Below are 17,416 nucleotides of genomic sequence, written 5' to 3'. Positions count from 1 at the left end.
GGCCCGCCGGATGGACCGGCCCTACGGGATGACCACCACCGGCCGCTGGGCCCGTCGCGCCAGTCGCCCGGCCACGGTGCCGAAGATGCGCCCCACCATCCCGTGGGTGCCGCCGACCACGATGGCGTCGGCCTCGTACTCCCGGCCGACCTCCTCCAGCTCGTGGCAGATGTCGCCGCCGCGCTCGACCAGCACCCAGGAGATCTCGGCGAGGTGGTCGGAGCAGGCCAGCTCCAGACCGAGCACCTCGGTGCGGTGGTCGGGGACGTCGACGAAAACGGGGGGCTCGCAGCCGGCCCACACCGTGGCCGGCAGCCGGTTGGCCACGTGCACGATGATCAGCGCGGACTGCGTCCTGCGGGCCATGCCGATGGCGTACGACAGGGCGCGCTCGCTGGAGACGGAACCGTCGAAGCCCACCACGACGCCGTGCCGGAAGGCCGGGTCGCAGGAGTGGTGCCGCGCGGTGGCCAGCTCGGGCAGCGCCGCCGACTCGGCGAGCGGCCTGCCGTCGGCGGGCTCGGGAATCTCATGACCGGCCATGATGCGGATTCTCGGCGAAGGCGGCGCTCACGCGCCGAGCAGCGGACAGGACGGTTCGCATGGGGCGGGCCGCCGCAGCAGCCGGTTTCGGCCAGTTCGCCACTTCCCGTCCCACTCCCTCCAGGGTACGGCCGCGAAGTCCGCCTGCACAGGCATGACGGGGTCTTCACAGGGTCTTCCGTACCCCGGGTTCCCAGGAGAATGCCGGAGCCGGGCGAAGAGTGCAACGCCATCGCGCCAACCGGCCGCACGGACGGGCGCACGGGCGCATCGCGGGGGCGCATCGCCGCCGAATCGTTTCCGCCGTTCCCGCCGATCGCCGCTCCCGCGCGGCCGCCCGCCACGCGATCAGCACCCGCGCGGCCCCACCAGCGGTGCTGCCGCCGCCCGTTCCCCCGCGGGCAACCACACCGCTTGTACGCGCAACCCCGCACCACAGCGGTTGTTTTCGGCCAACTTCCGGCCGTTACAGGATCGTTGGGCGCCACCCGCACTAACACCTGCGCCACCTGCGGTTCTACGATGCGGCGGGACGCAGGCGGAGTTCGGCGGTCACCCGCGGCCACGAGGCGTACTTCCCAGTGAGCCCGACGAATGAAACGCTTCGTGATCGAATGCTTTACGCCACGTTGTCTTGTCGACTTGGCATCAGATGGTGAACTTGTCACTAACGCCCCACCTGACACAGTAGATTTGATCATGGTGGCTGCGCCTTGTTCAGCGGGGGATTACGTGCAGGACCGAGGGGACGACGCGTCGATACGAGGGGGGCTTGAGCTCCATGAGCCAGGAGTCCAGTTCCGGTACGGCGACGGACACTCCGTCGCAAGCACCATCGGCATCGCCTCGCGCCATCCGCAAGCTCTCCGCGCGCCGCCGGCCCGAGGTCGTCGCCGTGCTGCTCTTCAGCGGTGGGCCGATCTTCGAGAGCTCCATCCCGCTGTCGGTCTTCGGCATCGACCGGCAGGACGCGGGGGTGCCCCGCTACCGGCTGCTGGTGTGCGCCGGTGAGGAGGGCCCGCTGCGCACCACCGGCGGCCTGGAGCTGACGGCTCCGTACGGTCTGGAAGCGCTCTCCCGGGCCGGCACGGTGGTCGTGCCGACCTGGCGCTCCATATCCCAGGCGCCCCCGCCCGAGGCGCTCGACGCCATCCGGCGGGCGCACGAGGAGGGCGCGCGGATCATCGGGCTGTGCACCGGCGCCTTCGTGCTCGCGGCGGCGGGGCTGCTGGACGGCCGTCCGGCCACCACCCACTGGATGTACGCGCCCACGCTCGCCAAGCGCTACCCGTCGGTGCACGTCGACCCGCGCGAGCTGTTCGTGGACGACGGGGACGTGCTCACCTCGGCCGGCACCGCGGCCGGCATCGACCTGTGCCTGCACGTGGTGCGCACCGACCACGGCGCCGAGGCCGCGGCTGCCCTGGCCCGCCGCCTGGTGGTGCCGCCCCGGCGGGCGGACTGGCAGACCGGGCAGCGGCACCTGGACCGCTCTTTACCCGAGGAGATCGGTGCGGACCCGCTGGCCGAGGTGGTCGCGTGGGCGCTGGAGCACCTGCACGAGCAGTTCGACGTCGAGGCGCTGGCCGCGCGCGCGTACATGAGCCGGCGCACCTTCGACCGGCGGTTCCGGTCGCTGACCGGCAGCGCGCCCCTGCAGTGGCTGATCACCCAGCGGGTGCTGCAGGCACAGCGGCTGCTGGAGACGTCGGACTACTCGGTGGACGAGGTGGCCGGCCGCTGCGGCTTCCGCTCGCCGGTGGCGCTGCGCGGGCACTTCCGGCGGCAGCTGGGCTCCTCGCCCGCGTCCTACCGGGCCGCCTACCGCGCCCGCAGGCCCCAGGACGACCCCGAGCGGCCCGAGCGGCCCGAGCACCGCGCGGACCGCCCCGAGCGGCCCGCTGCCGGCCCGGAGGCGGCCGCGCTGCGCGGGGGCGCCCCCGGCATCGCCGGCAGGGCCCAGGTCCTGGCCGCCCCGGCCAAGGGCCCGGCCAAGGGTCCCGCCAAGGGCGACCCGGACGCCTTCACGCCCGGCGGCCGGGTGCCGGAGCAGCCCGGGCGGGCCGACGTGCCCGACGGGGCGGCCCGGGCCAGGCTGCGCTCGGCCCGAGGGCTCGGCGCCGCACTGCCGGGACCCCGTGATCGCCCCGTAGGGTGAGACACATGAACGACCGGATGGTGTGGATCGACTGTGAGATGACGGGACTGTCACTGGCGCACGACGCGCTCATCGAGGTGGCCGCGCTCGTCACGGACTCCGAGCTGAACGTCCTCGGCGAGGGGGTGGACATCGTGATCCGCCCGCCCGCCGAGGCGCTGGAGTCGATGCCGGAGATCGTCCGGCAGATGCACACCAGGTCCGGGCTGCTGGACGAGCTGGCCGGCGGCGTCGGCATGGCCGAGGCGGAGAAGATCGTGCTGGACTACGTCCGCGGCCACGTCCCGGAGCCGCGCAAGGCGCCGCTGTGCGGGAACTCGGTCTCCACCGACCGGGGCTTCCTCGCCCGCGACATGCCGACGCTGGAGCAGCACCTGCACTACCGGATCGTGGACGTCTCCTCGGTCAAGGAGCTGGCCCGCCGCTGGTACCCGCGGGCGTACTACAACAGCCCCGAGAAGAACGGCAACCACCGGGCGCTGGCCGACATCCGCGAGTCCATCGCGGAGCTGCGCTACTACCGCGAGGCCGTCTTCGTGCCGGCGCCCGGCCCGGACACCGACACGGCCCGGTCGATCGCGGCCAGGCACGTGCTCCCGGCGGCCCCGCACCCGGCCCCGCAGGCCCCGCCGACGGCCTGACCCGGCCGCCGGAAACGAGGGCGCGACCACCCCTCGCCACCCTGTACACTTTTGCAGGCGGCGCCACCCCGGAAGGGGACAAGCGCCGCTCAAGGTGGGTGTAGCTCAGCTGGTAGAGCACCTGGTTGTGGTCCAGGATGTCGCGGGTTCGAGTCCCGTCACTCACCCCAGCCGATCAAGCCCCGGCCTGCGTCACGCAGACCGGGGCTTCTTCGTGTTCGTGCCCGATCGGCACCGGAAAGCTCCGGCGGGCCCGGGCCCCGCCGCCCGGGGTCCCGCCGGAGCCGTCGATCACTCCTCGGCGGGCGGACTCACGCGCCGAAGAGCAGCGCGTAGGTGCCCATCGCCATGGCGATGTCCGCCTGCGCCCAGAACCGGTGATAGGTGAAGGTCGGTACCGCCCCGCCGCTCAGGTAGGACTGGACCTTCGACCAGTTGGGGTCGTTCTTGTAGAAGGACCGCAGCTCCAGGAACGTGGAGCTGGAGTTGATCCTGTCCCCGTTCGGCATCGTCCCGGTCCAGCCCGAGGGCACGTACACCGGGTCGTTGAACCGCGAGTAGTCCGCGCGGGTCTCGGGGGCCGCGATGCCCAGCGGGTCCTGGTAGTGGTCCCACATGCCGTCCAGCAGCTGCTTGGCCATCGTCCTGGCGGCCGTGTTGCCGGACTTGGCGGCGTAGTAGGACAGCGTCTTGGCGAAGGCCGCCGTGACGCCCAGGTCGTTGCCGTAGGCGGAGACCGTCACGTGGAGGTTGGCGTTGCTCCCCGGGCTGCTGGGGTTCCACGTGTCGGGTGCGCCCGTCCACTGCAGGTCGGACGGGATCTGGAAGGTGCCGTCGGCGTTGACGGTGGTCTGCGACATCGCCCAGGCCACCCACTTGTCGAGCACCGCCTTGGCCTTGGTGTCACCGGTCTGCTGGTAGTACTCGGCGACCCGCTCCATCGACCACGCCTGCATGCCGAACCACTGGTTCGACGGCGGGTCGTGGTAGACCGGCTCCCAGTCGTACGCCATCCCGTAGAAGGTGGGCGTGCCGGCCGGGGGCTGGCCGTAGGCGCCGCCCCAGCTGTTGGTGGCGCCGCCCGCGATCGCGCCTTCGTCGGACTGCAGCCAGCGGTAGAACTCCAGCTGCCGGCCCAGGCTCGTGGTCCAGTCCTGCTTGCCGGTGGCCGACTTGGGGGCCATGTTCGGGTCGGTGGTCAGCGCGTAGGCCGCCAGCGGGTTCTGGTAGCCGAAGTGCGAGGCGCCGTCGCCGATCCGCCAGGCCCAGCCGCCGCCGGAGCCCTCGGAGCCGCCCCAGGCGTAGTACCAGGACAGCAGGTAGTGCTCGCTGTCCTTGCCGGTGCCCGCCGGGCAGGAGGTCGGGCTGGTGCAGTTGCCGATCTTCTTGAAGTACTTGTCGAAGAACGAGTACCGCAGGTAGTCGCCCATCTTGCCGGCCTTGGCGACGGTGGCCTTGACGTCCGCCTCCTTGCCCTGCGCACTGGCCCAGGTGTCCGCCCAGTAGGCGGCCTGGATCGCGCGGGCGTCGGCGTCGGGTGCGTCGGTGTACTTCCACTGCTGGGAGTAGGAGGAGTCGCCGGTGAACAGGTCCAGGTAGCCGTTCTTGCCGCCGTACTTGAAGGCGTCGCAGGTCGGCTGCGGCACCGTCTCCCAGACCGACTCCTGCGAGCCGCGCTGGAAGGTGTTGATGTACGACGGGCCGTCGGCGCTCGGGCCCAGCTCGCAGCCGCCGCCGGGGGTGTCGCCGTAGCCGTAGACGTTGTCCACGTCCTGCAGCCAGTGCATCCCGTAGATGTCGTCGGTGCCGTAGGCGGACTTCAGCTCGCCGGCGATCGGGTCCTGCCCGACCGGCACGCTCTTGTCGAGCACCGCCGGGTACTGCGAGGGCAGGTCGTGCTCGGGGGCGTAGGTGGCCGGCGCGCTCGCGTTGTAGGAGCTGTTGCTGGGCTGGTCGGCGTGCGTGGGGATCATGTACTTCTCCATGGTCGCCCAGGCCGCGTTGAACTTGCTCCAGTCCTGGGTGACCTGGCCGTACATCGCCTGCAGCCAGATCATGTACGAGTACGCCTCGGACGTGGTCTCGTGCCCGTAGTCCGGCGCCTCCACGATGAGGGTCTCCACCGAGTGGTACGGGATGCCCTCCGGGGAGAAGTAGCCGTTCGCCGGGTCGGTGATCTTGCCGTACAGCGACAGGAAGCGCGCGTCGTAGTCGCTGGTGGCGCCGATCTCGGTGGCGGTCACCTCGGCCTTGAGGTAGCCGGTGGCCGTGGCGGCGAAGGTCGCCGCCCCGGTGCCGGAGCTGTCGGCGGCCAGGGTGACGGTCTGCGCGGTGCTCCAGTTGGACGGCGTGAAGGTCAGGCTCGCGCCGGACTTCACGCTCAGGCCGCTGTTGCCGGAAGTGCGCGCGACGGCCACCGTGACGCTGGACGCCGGGGCGCTGGACAGCTTCACCGCGAAGGTGCCGGTGCCGCCCTGCTGCACGGAGACCTGCGCCGGGGTGGCCAGGATCGAGGGCCCGGCGGCCACGTGGACGCCGACCGGGGTGGACTCCCCGCTCGCGCCCAGGCTGTCATATGCCTTGGCATACACCGAGTAGTCGCCTGCCGGCACGCTTGACCAGTCGAAGGTGTACGGGGCGGTGGTGTCGGTGCCGAGCAGGGTGTCGTCGTCGTAGAACTCGACCTTGGTGATGGTCGCGCTGTCGGCGGCGACGGCGGTCGCGGCCAGCGGGATGGTGGCCCCGGCGTTGTACGTGGCACCGGATGCCGGGCTGGTCAGGACGGGGAGCGGCGGCTGGTGGGCGCCGCCGCAGACGGTGCCGTTGACCGAGAAGCTCGTCGGCGCCGCGTTCGTGCCGCTGTAGGTGAAGTTGGCACTCGTGGTGACATTGCCGCCCGCGGCGATTGTCTTGTTCCAGTCGAGCGACTTGACAGTCACCGCCTTGCCGGACTGCGACCAGGTGCCGTTCCAGCCGCTCTGCAACTGCTGGTTGCCGGCGTAGGAGTAGGTCAGCGTCCAGCCGTTGACGGCCGAGCCGCCGAGGTTGGTGATCTTGGCGTTGGCGGTGAAGCCGGAGCCCCAGTCGCTGGTCGTGTAGTCGACGCTGCACTGGACGTCGGCGGCGTGCGCCACCGAGCCGCCGCCGGCCACGGTCATGGCGAGCGGAACGGCAAGGGCGGCCGCGAAGGCCGTCACCAGCCGTCGCAGCCGTCTGCGATGCGGTCTTCCTCCGGGCATGGGGGAGGTCCTCCTCGCGGTTCGTGTGGGGGGATGTGTGGGGGGATCCCGGGGCCGCCGCCGGCAGGGCCGGCAGACGTTCCCCGAGTGAACCAGTGGGAGCGCTCCCACCATCGAGCCGGGTTGACGCACTGTCAAGAGGTGAAGCACAAAGCCCTGGTGACGACCGAACAGCCCGGAAAAGGCTCCAGGTCTTTACCTCACCCCTACCGACCGGGACGACTTACCGCTATGGTCTGCGGCGGACCAGTGGGAGCGCGTCCACGCACCATCCTGCCCATCCTGCCCATCGGGCCCGGTTGTCCCACGTCCCCGTGGCAGCCGGGCACGTTCCGCCCACGACCCGGCGCGAGCACGGCGCCACCCGTTCGACTCCCCCCCACACTCCCCCCACTCCAGGAGTCGCACATGCGACGACCCACGCGCGCGGCGGCCCTCTCGCTGGCCGCCGCGACCACGGCCGCGGCGGCGGCAGCGCTCCTCCCGGCCCTGGGCGCGCCCGCGTCCGGCGCCACCCCGGCCTGCTCGGTGGCCTACTCGGTCGACAACCAGTGGGACACCGGCTTCCAGGGCGGTGTGGTCATCACCAACAACGCGGCGGCCACCACGAGTTGGAAGCTCACCTTCGACTTCCCCGGCGGCCAGCGGGTCACCCAGGGCTGGAACGGCACCTGGTCGCAGTCGGGCAGCACCGTCACCGTCGCCTCGCAGTCCTGGAACGCGGCGATTCCCAGCGGCGGCACGGTGAGCGCGGGCTTCCTGGGCTCGTGGTCGGGCAGCAACCCGAGCCCGGCGGTCTTCACGCTCAACGGCACCGTCTGCAACCAGGACGGCACTCCCCCGACCTCGCCCCCGACGTCACCGCCCACCTCGCCGCCCGGCGGCGGCACCGCCCCGCCGGAACTCCACGTCGCCGGCAACGAGTTGGTGGACTCCACCGGCCGGCAGGTCGTGCTGCACGGGGTCAACCGCTCGGGCACGGAGTTCGCCTGCGCCCAGGGCAACGGCATCTTCGACGGCCCGGTGGACGACGCGGCGATCGACGCCATCACCAGCTGGAAGGGCGTCAACGCGGTCCGCGTCCCGCTCAACGAGGACTGCTGGGAGGGGCTTTCGTACGTGCCCGCGCAGGACGCCGGCCAGGAGTACATCGCGGCGATCACCGGCTGGGTGGACCGCCTGGTCGCCCACGGCATCACCCCGATCGTCGAACTGCACTGGACGCACGGCCTGTACACCGGCAACTCCGCGGGCTGCTCGGACGTGAACGCCACCTGCCAGAAGCCGATGCCGGACGCGCAGTACGCGATCCCGTTCTGGACCTCGGTCGCCAATGCCTTCAAGAACGACACCGCGGTGGTCTTCGACCTGTTCAACGAGCCCTACCCGGACCGCGCGACCGCCACCTCCGAGCAGGCGTGGACCTGCTGGCGCGACGGCGGCACCTGCCCGGGCATCTCCTACCAAGTGGCCGGCATGCAGGACCTGGTCGACGCGGTGCGCGGCACCGGCGCGCGCAACGTGATCATGCTCGGCGGCCTCGCCTACTCCAACGACCTGACCGGCTGGCTCGCCCACGAGCCCACCGACCCGGCCGGCAACCTCGCGGCCGCCGTCCACGTCTACAACTTCAACTCCTGCGCCACCCGGTCCTGCTGGGACTCCCAACTGGCCCCGGTGGCCCAGCAGGTGCCGCTGGTGGCGGGTGAGATCGGCGAGAACACCTGCGCCCACTCCTTCGTCGACTCCTTCATGGACTGGCTCGACGCGCACCACCTGTCCTACCTCGGCTGGACCTGGAACACCTGGGACTGCTCGTCGGGCCCGTCGCTGATCTCCGACTACGACGGGACACCCACGGCCTACGGGCAGGGCCTGAAGAACCACCTGGCGGCCCTCGGCTGACCCGCACCGCGGACGGCCGGCCAGACCGGCCGGTTCCGCACCCCCGAAGACCGGGGCGGTCCCGTACATGGATGGCGTGTACGGGGCCGCCCCTCCGCATGGCGCGGGCCCGCCGGGGCAACTCCCGTGCCCACCCGCCCGATTGTCCGCCTTGTCCGGCGATTCCCGCGTGAGCAGGCCGTTGTCCGTTCGGGACTCGAAACAGCGGGCAGGGCCAACAGGCCAGTCTTGAACAACTTATTGACGCCGATGTACGCGCCTTGTAAACATCACCTCGCCAGAGAGCGCTCTCACTTGGGCACTCCCCGGCCTCCATCACGGACCCCACCCGGTTGAGGAGAACCCACCATGTCAGGCAGCACTACCCTCCCGGTGCGGCCGCGGCCCGGACGGCACGACAGATCCCGGCCGTATCTCGTCGCGACCCTCCTGCTCGCCCTCGTCGCGGGCCTCGCCCTGGTCGTCACCTCGCAGTCCCCGGCCCGCGCGGCCGGCACACTGCTCTCCCAGGGCCGGCCGGCCACCGCGTCCTCCACCGAGAACGCCGGCACCCCCGCCTCCGCCGCCGTGGACGGCAACACCGGCACCCGCTGGTCGTCGGCCGCCGCCGACCCGCAGTGGCTGCAGGTCGACCTCGGCAGCACCCAGACCATCACCCAGGTGGTGCTCAACTGGGAGACCGCGTACGGCAAGGCGTTCAAGATCCAGACCTCGGCCGACGCGGCCACCTGGACCGACATCTACTCCACCACCACCGGCACCGGCGGCAACCAGACGCTGGCCGTAAACGGTTCCGGGCGCTATGTCCGGCTGTACGGGACCGTCCGCGGCACCCAGTACGGCTACTCGCTGTGGGAGTTCCAGGTCTACGGCGGCACCAGCGGCCAGCCGTCCGCCTGCAGCACCGACAACGCGGCCCTCAACCGCCCGGCCACCGCCTCCTCCTCCGAGAACGCCGGCACCCCGGCCTCGGCCGCAGTGGACGGCAACACCGGCACCCGCTGGTCCAGCGCCTTCAGCGACCCCCAGTGGCTGCGGGTGGACCTCGGCGCCTCCGAGCCGATCTGCGGCATCGGCCTGAACTGGGAGACGGCCTACGCGACCGCCTACCAGATCCAGGTTTCCGACGACGCCACCAACTGGACGACGATCTACTCGACCACGACGAGCACCGGCGGAGTGCAGAACCTCGACGTGACCGGCACCGGCCGCTACGTGCGGATCAACGCCACCGCCCGGGCCACCGCCTACGGCGACTCGCTGTGGGAGTTCCAGGTCCACCTGACCTCCGGCGCCACCCCGCCGCCCACCTCGCCGCCGCCGAACGACGCGTTCTGGGGCGACACCAGCAAGATCCCGGCGGCCAACAACGTGCTCGAGGTCGCCATCCTCAACCGGACCAACGGCCAGTACCCGGACAGCCAGGTGTACTGGAGCTTCAACGGCCAGACGCACTCGATCGCCGACCAGCCGTACTTCGACATGCCGGCCAACTCCTCCGGCCGGATGTACTTCTACCTCGGCTCGCCGGCCAGCCAGTACTACGACTTCATCGAGTTCACCATCGGCCCGGACGTCTTCAACGGCAACACCACCCGGGTCGACGCCTGGGGCCTGCCGCTGGCGATCCGGCTGCACTCCCACTCCGGCCAGGACATCCAGCTCGGCGACAGCCAGGACCTGTTCAACGAGAGCCGGGACGCGGTCTTCCAGCAGTTCCAGAACTCCGTGCCCCAGGCGTTCAAGGTCCTCGCCCAGACCCAGGCGCCCTACCGGATCATCGCCCCCGGCAGCGACCCGTCCTTCCGCAGCGGCGGGGTGAACCAGAACTACTTCACCTCCTACGCCCAGTCGGTCGGCGTCAACGCCCCCACCTCGGACATCTTCGGCTGCGCCGGCACCCTGGCCGGCAACCCGTCGATGTGCGCGGCGCTCAACCGCCACACGGCCACCCTGCCCGCCGACCAGCAGCAGGACCCGACGAAGTTCTACTCGGGCGACCCGGCCAACTGGTACGCCAAGTTCTGGCACGACCACGGCATCAACGGCCTCGCCTACGGCTTCCCGTACGACGACGTGGCCGGCCAGGCCGCCTACACCTCCATGCAGAACCCGCAGTGGATGGAGGTCGCCGTCGGCTACTAGGGCGTGTCTGACAAATAGCGGCGTCCGCCCGTGAGGGCGGGGTCGGCGGGGTCTGGTGCGTGCGATCGCAAGGCGGAGGGAGGAGAGCGCAGCGGGCTGCGCCGACGACCGACAACGCCGCGAGCGTGCGTGCCAGGGCCCGCCGACCAGGCGGGATTTGTCAGACACGCCCTAGCCGACCAGCCCTGGGACCGGGTCCTGCCGGCAGGGCGCCAGGAGGCGCCGGGAGGTGCCGAGCGGACCTGCCGGGAGCCGACCGGACCCGGTCCCACCCCTGACCCGTTTCCCGATTCCCCCCACAGGGACCGCCGGGGGCGAGCTGGGCGCACACCCCCACGTGTGCCCAGCCGCCCCCGGCGGCGCGTTCGCGCCCGGGGCGGCCGGCCGGCGGTCAGGCCGACTCGCGCCGGACCAGCTCGGTGGCGAGCACCACGTGCCGCCGCACGGCGGCCCGCTCGGCGATCTCCTCCAGGAGGACCCGCGCCATGGTGCGGCCCATCTCCTCGGTGGGCTGGCGGATCGAGGTCAGCGGCGGGTCCATGTGGCGGGCGATGGCGGAGTCCTCGAAGCCGACCAGGGCCACGTCGTCGGGCACGGCGCGGCCCGCCTCGCGCAGCACGGCCCGGGCGCCGGCCGCCATCAGGTCGGAGGCCGCGAACACCCCGTCCACGTCGGGACGCCGGGCGAGCAGCTCGCGCATCGCCCGCCGGCCGCCCTCCTCGGTGAAGTCCCCGGCGACCACCAGCTCCTCGGAGCCGTCCGCGCCCGCCTCCCGGACCGCCTGCCGGTAGCCGTCCAGCCGCGAGCGGGCGACGTACATGTCCAGCGGCCCGGTGATGGTGGCCACGGCGCGCCGGCCCCGCTCCAGCAGGTGCGCGACCGCGGCCCGCGCGCCGCCGACGTTGTCGGCGTCCACGTAGGAGACGGACTCCAGGTCCGAGCGGCGCCCGTTGAGCACGGCCGGCATCTCCAGCTGCTCCAGCAGGTCCGGCAGCGGGTCGTCCTCGTGGACGGAGACCAGCAGCACGCCGTCCACCCGGTGGGCGGCCAGGTACTGGGCGAAGCGGGCCCGCTCCTTGGGGGTGCGGATCAAGGTGAGCAGCAGCTGCATGTCGGTGTCGGCGAGCTCGGCGCCGATGCCCCGGATGATGTCGGAGAAGTAGGGCTCGGCGAACAGCCGCGTCTCCGGCTCGGGGATCACCAGCGCGATGGCGTCGGTGCGGTTGCCGGCCAGCGCGCGGGCCGCCCGGTTCGGGACGTACCCGAGTTCGGCGATCGCCGCCTCCACCGCCGCCTTCGCGCGGTCGCTGACCCGCGGCGAGCCGTTGATCACCCGGGAGACGGTCCCCCGTCCCACCCCGGCCCGGACCGCCACCTCCTCAAGGGTGGGCCGTCCGCTGTGCCGCCCGTTCATGGCCACTGCAGCCTCCTGTACTCATTGCGCGCCACCTTAGCGCCCGGTGCTTCCGCTGAGGAGCGTCGCGTGAGAGCGCTCCCACACTACAAGCCCCAGGCAGCGCCATCCGTTCAAGAAATGACCATCCGTCCGACCCGGATACGTTCCGGCAACGAAATCGACTTCACGTCTTGACACTGACCCCTCCCAGGCGTGAGTGTTCCGGCAAGCCTAGTGGGAGCGCTCCCACACACCTGCTCCGCGCACGACCCGAAGGACCGCACCACCGCACCGCACGACCCACCCTGACAAGGAGAGTGGAATGCGCACTTCCGGCAGAACCCGCAGGACCGCCGCCATCGCGGTCGCGGGTCTCGCAGCCTGCGCGACCCTGATCACCGGCTGCAGCAGCAACAGCAAGGACGACAGCAAGGGCTCGTCGTCCAACGAGCAGATCACCCTGCGGATCGGCGACTTCGGGTCGTTCGGCTACGACGACAAGACCGGCGCCAAGCTCTTCGCCGAGTACCACCGGCTGCACCCGAACATCACGATCAAGGAAGACAACGTCTCCGACAGCGGTGCGTACTGGAACTCCCTGAAGCTGCACCTGACCCAGAACAGCGGTCTGGACGACATCCAGGCGATCGAGATCGGGTTCGTCGCCAACGCCGTCCAGCCGCAGTACGCGAACAAGTTCGTGGACTTCAAGTCGGTCAAGGGCTTCGACGCCTCCAACTGGCTGGACTACAAGGAGAAGGAGGCCACCACCTCCGACGGGCGGATCATCGGTGTGGGCACGGACGTCGGCCCCACCGCGATCTGCTACCGCAAGGACATGTTCCAGAAGGCGGGCCTGCCCACCGACCGGGACCAGGTGGCGCAGCTGTGGGCGGGTGACTGGCAGAAGTTCGTCGATGTCGGCAACAGGTTCAAGAAGAAGGCGCCCGCGGGCGTGGCCTTCACCGACTCGGCCGGCGGTCTGTTCAACGCGGTGCTCTCCAGCCAGACCACGCAGTACTCCGACGCCTCCGGCAAGCTGATCTACGCCTCCAGCCCGGGTGTGCAGACCGCGTGGGACCTGTCCGCGCAGGCCGTGCAGGACGGGCTGACCGCCAAGCTCCAGCAGTTCGACTCCAACAACACCTGGAGCGCGGCCTTCAAGACGAACAAGTTCGCCACCGTCGCCTGCCCGAGCTGGATGGTCGGCCAGGTGGCCGCGAACTCGGGCCCGGCGAACAAGGGCAAGTGGGACATCGCCCAGCCGCCGCAGGCCGGCAACTGGGGCGGCTCCTTCCTCGCGGTGCCCAAGTCGGGCAAGCACGTCGCCGAGGCCGAGGCGCTCGCCCAGTGGCTGACCGCCCCCGCGCAGCAGGTCAAGGTGTTCCAGAAGTTCGGCAACATCCCCTCCACCAAGGCCGGTCTGGACGACCCGGCGGTGCAGAACGCCACCAACGACTACTTCCCCGGCACCCCCGTGGGCAAGATCTTCACCGCCACCGCGCACAGCATCCAGCCGGCCCCGATCGGGCCGAACGACGGCGCGGTGAAGGACATCATCACGCAGAACGGCCTGCTGGACATGGAGCAGCGCGGCACCTCCAAGGCCGCCGCGTGGAAGAAGGTCCAGGCCCAGGTGAAGGACCAGCTCGGCGACCTGGGCTGACCCCCCGGAGCGCCCCCGCTCGGGGCCGCCCGGCAGTGGCCCGACGCCTGCCGGGCGGCCCGCAGTGCCGCCCCTCCGGCGGCCGCACACCCGCCCCTCCCCGCACCGGCGGGGCCCCGGCAGTACCCGCGGTGCCCCGCAGGTTCCCGCAGTGCGAGCAGTCCCCGCAGTTCCCCCGCTGATCCCCTACCGGAAGGACGGCACTCGTGGCCACCTCCGTCAGGGCGACGTCCGACGGCAGCCCCCGGTCGTCCCGGACCGCCCCCCGCCTGAGCGGCGACCCCGGCCCGCCCGCCGGCTGGCGCGCCAAGCTGTTCCGGCTGGACACCAAGGCATCCCCGTACGTCTACATCGCCCCGTTCTTCCTCTGCTTCGCCGCCTTCGGCCTCTTCCCGCTGATCTACACCGGCTGGCTCTCCTTCAACGAGGTCCAGCTCGGCACCCACGCCACGTGGGTGGGCGCGCGCAACTACCGGGAGCTGTGGGACAACAGCTTCTTCTGGGGCGCCCTGCGCAACACCTTCACCCTCGGCGTGATCTCCACCGTCCCGCAGCTGCTGATGGCGCTGGGCCTGGCCCACCTGCTCAACTACAAGCTGCGCGCCCGGGGCTTCTTCCGGGTGGCGATCCTCGCCCCGTACGCGACCTCGATCGCCGCCGCGACGCTGGTCTTCGTGCAGCTGTTCAACCCCGACTACGGGATGATCAACCAGCTGCTGGGACACGTCGGCATCGGCCACGTGCAGTGGTCGTCCTCCAAGTGGCCGGCGCAGATAGCCATTTCGGCGATCGTCACATGGCGGTGGACCGGCTACAACGCGCTGATCTACCTGGCCGCGATGCAGGCGGTGCCGGCCGACCTGTACGAGGCGGCCGCGCTGGACGGCGCCTCGCGCTGGCGCCAGTTCATCAGCGTGACGATCCCCTCGATCCGGCCGACGATCTTCTTCACCATCATCGTCTCCACCATCGGCGCCACCCAGCTCTTCGGTGAGCCACTGATGTTCGGCGGCACCGTCGGCTACTCCGGCGGCACCGACCACCAGTACCAGACGCTGAGCCTGTACATGTACGACAAGGGCTGGCAGATCGGCGAACTCGGCCAGGCGTCCGCCGTGGCCTGGGTGATGCTGCTGATCCTGCTGCTGATCGGCGCGGTCCAGCTGCTCGTCATGCGGGCCAACCGCCGCAAGCTTGGGGGCTGACCCATGGCAGACATCACCCAGCCGATCGCCGGCACCGCGCCGCGCCGCTCGGACCCGGCCACCAAACGCCGCCGGCTGCGCGCGGGCGGCGCCGGCAAGCAGCAGAACGGCGGGCCGATCGCGTACGCCTTCCTGATCCTGGCGACGCTGCTCTCGCTCTTCCCGCTGTACTGGACGGTGGTCGCGGCCTCGCGCACCGACACCGAACTGGTCACCCCGCCGACACCGCTGCTGCCCGGCAGCCACCTGATCGACAACCTGAAGATCGTCTGGGACCAGGTCGACATGACCAAGGCCCTGATCAACTCGACGATCGTGGCCGGGTGCGTGGCGCTGAGCACGGTGCTGTTCGCCACGCTCGCCGGATTCGCCTTCGCCAAGCTGCAGTTCCGCGGCCGCAACGCGCTGCTGACGGTGGTGGTCACCACGATGACCATCCCGCCGCAGCTGACCGTGATCCCGCTCTACCAGATCGTCAGCAACATCGGCTGGGTGGGCCACATCCAGTCGGTGATCCTGCCCTCGCTGGTGGCCGCCTTCGGCGTGTTCTTCATGCGCCAGTTCCTCTCCGAGGCGCTGCCGGTGGAGCTGATCGAGGCCGCCCGGGTGGACGGCGCCCACTCGCTGCGGATCATCTGGCACGTGGTCTTCCCGATCGCCCGGCCGGCGATGGCGGTGCTCGGCATGCTCGTCTTCGTGCAGTCCTGGAACGACTTCTTCTGGCCGTTCATCGCACTCAACCAGCAGAACCCGACGGTCCAGGTGGCCCTGCAGGGACTGGGCTCGGGCGACCACACCATCAACCACGCCGTGGTGGTGTGCGGGGCGCTGGTCGCCACGCTGCCGCTGCTGCTGGTCTTCGCCGTGCTCGGGAAGCAGATCGTCGGCGGCATCACGGCGGGTGCCGTCAAGAGCTGACCCCCCGCCGGCAGGAGGGCCGCACGCCCGGCCCCTCCTGCTCCTCCTTCTCCTTCCTCTCCCCCGCCGCCCCGCCTCTCCCCGCCCCTCCTCTCCCGTCGACCCCTGATTCCCCTGGAGTCCCCTGTGACAGCTGTCCGTTCAGAGAGTCCGGAGCTCTCGGCGAGCCCGGCCCCGCTCCGCTTCCCCCCCGGCTTCGTCTGGGGGGCGGCCACCGCCGCCTACCAGGTCGAGGGCGCCGCGGCCGAGGACGGCCGCACCCCCTCGATCTGGGACACCTTCAGCCATACGCCCGGCCGCGTCCTCAACGGGGACACCGGGGACATCGCGGCCGACCACTACCACCGCTACCGCGACGACGTCGCGCTGATGGCCGACCTCAACCTGGGCGCCTACCGCTTCTCGGTGTCCTGGTCGCGGGTGCAGCCCACCGGCCGCGGCCCGGCGATCCAGCGCGGCCTGGACTTCTACCGCCGGCTGGTGGACGAGCTGCTGGAGCGGGGCATCACCCCGGTCACCACGCTCTACCACTGGGACCTGCCGCAGGACCTGGAGGACGTCGGCGGCTGGACGGTGCGCGACACCCCCGAGCGGTTCGCCGAGTACGCCGGGATCGTGGCGCAGGCGCTCGGCGACCGCGTGCCCTACTGGACCACTCTCAACGAGCCGTGGTGCTCGGCCTTCCTCGGCTACGGCTCGGGCGTCCACGCGCCCGGCCGCACCGACCCCGAGTCGGCGCTGAAGGCCGCGCACCACCTCAACCTCGCCCATGGACGGGCGATCGGGGTCCTGCGCTCCGTACTCCCCGCTTCCGCGCAGACCTCGATCACCCTCAACCTGCACCAGGTCCGCGCGCTCACCCAGTCGCCGGCCGACCTGGACGCCGCCCGCCGGATCGACGCGGTGGGCAACCGGGTCTTCCTCGGCCCGATCCTCGGCGACGGCTACCCCGCCGACCTGATCGCCGACACCGGCCACCTGGTGGACTGGGAGGCACTGGTCCGGCCCGGCGACCTGGAGGAGATCTCCCGGCCGATCGACCTGCTGGGCATCAACTACTACACCCCCACGCTGGTCTCCGACGGCCGCGAGAGCGCCGACCTGCCCCGCAACGACGGCCACGGCGCCAGCGACTACTCGCCCTGGCCGGGCTCGGAGCACGTGGCCTTCCACCTCTCTCCGGGCGAGACCACGGCGATGCGCTGGGCGGTGGACGCCACCGGCCTGTACGACCTGCTGATGCGGGTGCACCGCGAGCACCCGCAGCTGCCGATGATGGTCACCGAGAACGGCGCGGCCTTCGACGACTACATCTCACCCGAGGGCACCGTCAACGACCCCCGGCGGATCGCCTACCTGCGCGGCCACCTCGCGGCCGTGCACCGGGCGCTGTCGGACGGGGCCGACGTGCGCGGCTACTTCCTGTGGTCCCTGATGGACAACTTCGAGTGGTCCTACGGCTACAGCAAGCGCTTCGGCGCGGTGTACGTCGACTTCGGCACCCAGCGGCGCATCCCCAAGCGGAGTGCGCGCTGGTACGCGGGCGTGGCCCGCGACAACGTCCTTCCGGACGGCCCGGAGGAGGACGGGACGTCCTGAG

Annotated in this window: 11 protein-coding genes and 1 tRNA gene; 9 read left to right on the top strand and 3 right to left on the bottom strand. The window is 71.1% G+C overall.

All coding sequences use genetic code 11. The annotated features are described in order from the left end of the window. Positions 1-21: 21 nt before the first annotated feature. Positions 22-543, bottom strand: a complete 522-nt coding sequence (locus BLR33_RS17055; RefSeq protein ID WP_093785340.1) for a universal stress protein — start codon at positions 541-543, stop codon at positions 22-24. Positions 544-1,324: 781 nt separating this feature from the next. On the opposite strand from BLR33_RS17055, the gene BLR33_RS17050 reads away from it, so the two are divergent. The 3 genes from BLR33_RS17050 to BLR33_RS17040 all read left to right on the top strand — a co-directional run bounded on the left by BLR33_RS17050 (position 1,325) and on the right by BLR33_RS17040 (position 3,512). After that, complete coding sequence (locus tag BLR33_RS17050; RefSeq protein ID WP_093785339.1) at positions 1,325-2,701, top strand: GlxA family transcriptional regulator; 1,377 nt, start codon at positions 1,325-1,327, stop codon at positions 2,699-2,701. A 5-nt stretch (positions 2,702-2,706) separates the two neighbouring features. After that, a complete protein-coding gene (gene orn / locus BLR33_RS17045) occupies positions 2,707-3,342 on the top strand; it encodes an oligoribonuclease (RefSeq protein WP_093785338.1) in 636 nt (211 codons plus the stop codon). A gap of 94 nt (positions 3,343-3,436) precedes the next feature. Further along, positions 3,437-3,512 (top strand) — tRNA-His (locus tag BLR33_RS17040). Positions 3,513-3,653: 141 nt separating this feature from the next. On the opposite strand, the gene BLR33_RS17035 is transcribed toward BLR33_RS17040, so the two are convergent. Beyond that, a complete protein-coding gene (locus BLR33_RS17035) occupies positions 3,654-6,581 on the bottom strand; it encodes a glycoside hydrolase family 48 protein (protein WP_093785337.1) in 2,928 nt (975 codons plus the stop codon). Positions 6,582-6,989: 408 nt separating this feature from the next. On the opposite strand from BLR33_RS17035, the gene BLR33_RS17030 reads away from it, so the two are divergent. Together BLR33_RS17030 and BLR33_RS17025 are read left to right on the top strand one after the other, a co-directional pair. Next, complete coding sequence (locus tag BLR33_RS17030) at positions 6,990-8,486, top strand: cellulose binding domain-containing protein (RefSeq protein WP_093785336.1); 1,497 nt, start codon at positions 6,990-6,992, stop codon at positions 8,484-8,486. Positions 8,487-8,834: 348 nt separating this feature from the next. Then, complete coding sequence (locus BLR33_RS17025) at positions 8,835-10,631, top strand: discoidin domain-containing protein (protein ID WP_093785335.1); 1,797 nt, start codon at positions 8,835-8,837, stop codon at positions 10,629-10,631. A 391-nt stretch (positions 10,632-11,022) separates the two neighbouring features. Here the strand turns inward: BLR33_RS17025 and BLR33_RS17020 are convergent, their stop codons facing one another. Beyond that, complete coding sequence (locus tag BLR33_RS17020) at positions 11,023-12,045, bottom strand: LacI family DNA-binding transcriptional regulator (protein WP_093785554.1); 1,023 nt, start codon at positions 12,043-12,045, stop codon at positions 11,023-11,025. A 304-nt stretch (positions 12,046-12,349) separates the two neighbouring features. Between BLR33_RS17020 and BLR33_RS17015 the strand changes: the two genes are divergently transcribed. From BLR33_RS17015 to BLR33_RS17000, 4 genes are all read left to right on the top strand, one after another. After that, positions 12,350-13,693 (top strand): ABC transporter substrate-binding protein, encoded by a 1,344-nt coding sequence (locus tag BLR33_RS17015; protein ID WP_093785334.1) that lies wholly within the window; start codon positions 12,350-12,352, stop codon positions 13,691-13,693. A gap of 206 nt (positions 13,694-13,899) precedes the next feature. Then, on the top strand, positions 13,900-14,898 hold the full coding sequence (locus BLR33_RS17010) for a carbohydrate ABC transporter permease (RefSeq protein ID WP_093785333.1): 999 nt from the start codon (positions 13,900-13,902) through the stop codon (positions 14,896-14,898). A 3-nt stretch (positions 14,899-14,901) separates the two neighbouring features. Further along, on the top strand, positions 14,902-15,816 hold the full coding sequence (locus tag BLR33_RS17005; protein WP_093785332.1) for a carbohydrate ABC transporter permease: 915 nt from the start codon (positions 14,902-14,904) through the stop codon (positions 15,814-15,816). 126 nt (positions 15,817-15,942) lie between these two features. Further along, the gene (locus tag BLR33_RS17000; RefSeq protein WP_093785331.1) at positions 15,943-17,415 is read left to right on the top strand and encodes a GH1 family beta-glucosidase; all 1,473 of its coding nucleotides are present in this window, start codon (positions 15,943-15,945) and stop codon (positions 17,413-17,415) included. Position 17,416 lies beyond the last annotated feature (1 nt).

Origin of the sequence: Actinacidiphila guanduensis (genome assembly GCF_900103985.1) — a bacterium.
In the GTDB taxonomy this organism is placed as follows: Bacteria; Actinomycetota; Actinomycetes; order Streptomycetales; family Streptomycetaceae; genus Actinacidiphila; species Actinacidiphila guanduensis.
This window is presented reverse-complemented; position numbering and strand designations above follow the sequence as displayed.

Coding starts and splice junctions, on each gene's coding strand:
- BLR33_RS17015 (WP_093785334.1), top strand. CDS start 12,350: ATGCGCACTTCCGGCAGAACCCGCAGGACCGCCGCCATCGCGGTCGCG.
- BLR33_RS17050 (WP_093785339.1), top strand. CDS start 1,325: ATGAGCCAGGAGTCCAGTTCCGGTACGGCGACGGACACTCCGTCGCAA.
- BLR33_RS17030 (WP_093785336.1), top strand. CDS start 6,990: ATGCGACGACCCACGCGCGCGGCGGCCCTCTCGCTGGCCGCCGCGACC.
- BLR33_RS17005 (WP_093785332.1), top strand. CDS start 14,902: ATGGCAGACATCACCCAGCCGATCGCCGGCACCGCGCCGCGCCGCTCG.
- BLR33_RS17055 (WP_093785340.1), bottom strand. CDS start 543: ATGGCCGGTCATGAGATTCCCGAGCCCGCCGACGGCAGGCCGCTCGCC.
- BLR33_RS17035 (WP_093785337.1), bottom strand. CDS start 6,581: ATGCCCGGAGGAAGACCGCATCGCAGACGGCTGCGACGGCTGGTGACG.
- BLR33_RS17025 (WP_093785335.1), top strand. CDS start 8,835: ATGTCAGGCAGCACTACCCTCCCGGTGCGGCCGCGGCCCGGACGGCAC.
- orn (WP_093785338.1), top strand. CDS start 2,707: ATGAACGACCGGATGGTGTGGATCGACTGTGAGATGACGGGACTGTCA.
- BLR33_RS17020 (WP_093785554.1), bottom strand. CDS start 12,045: ATGAACGGGCGGCACAGCGGACGGCCCACCCTTGAGGAGGTGGCGGTC.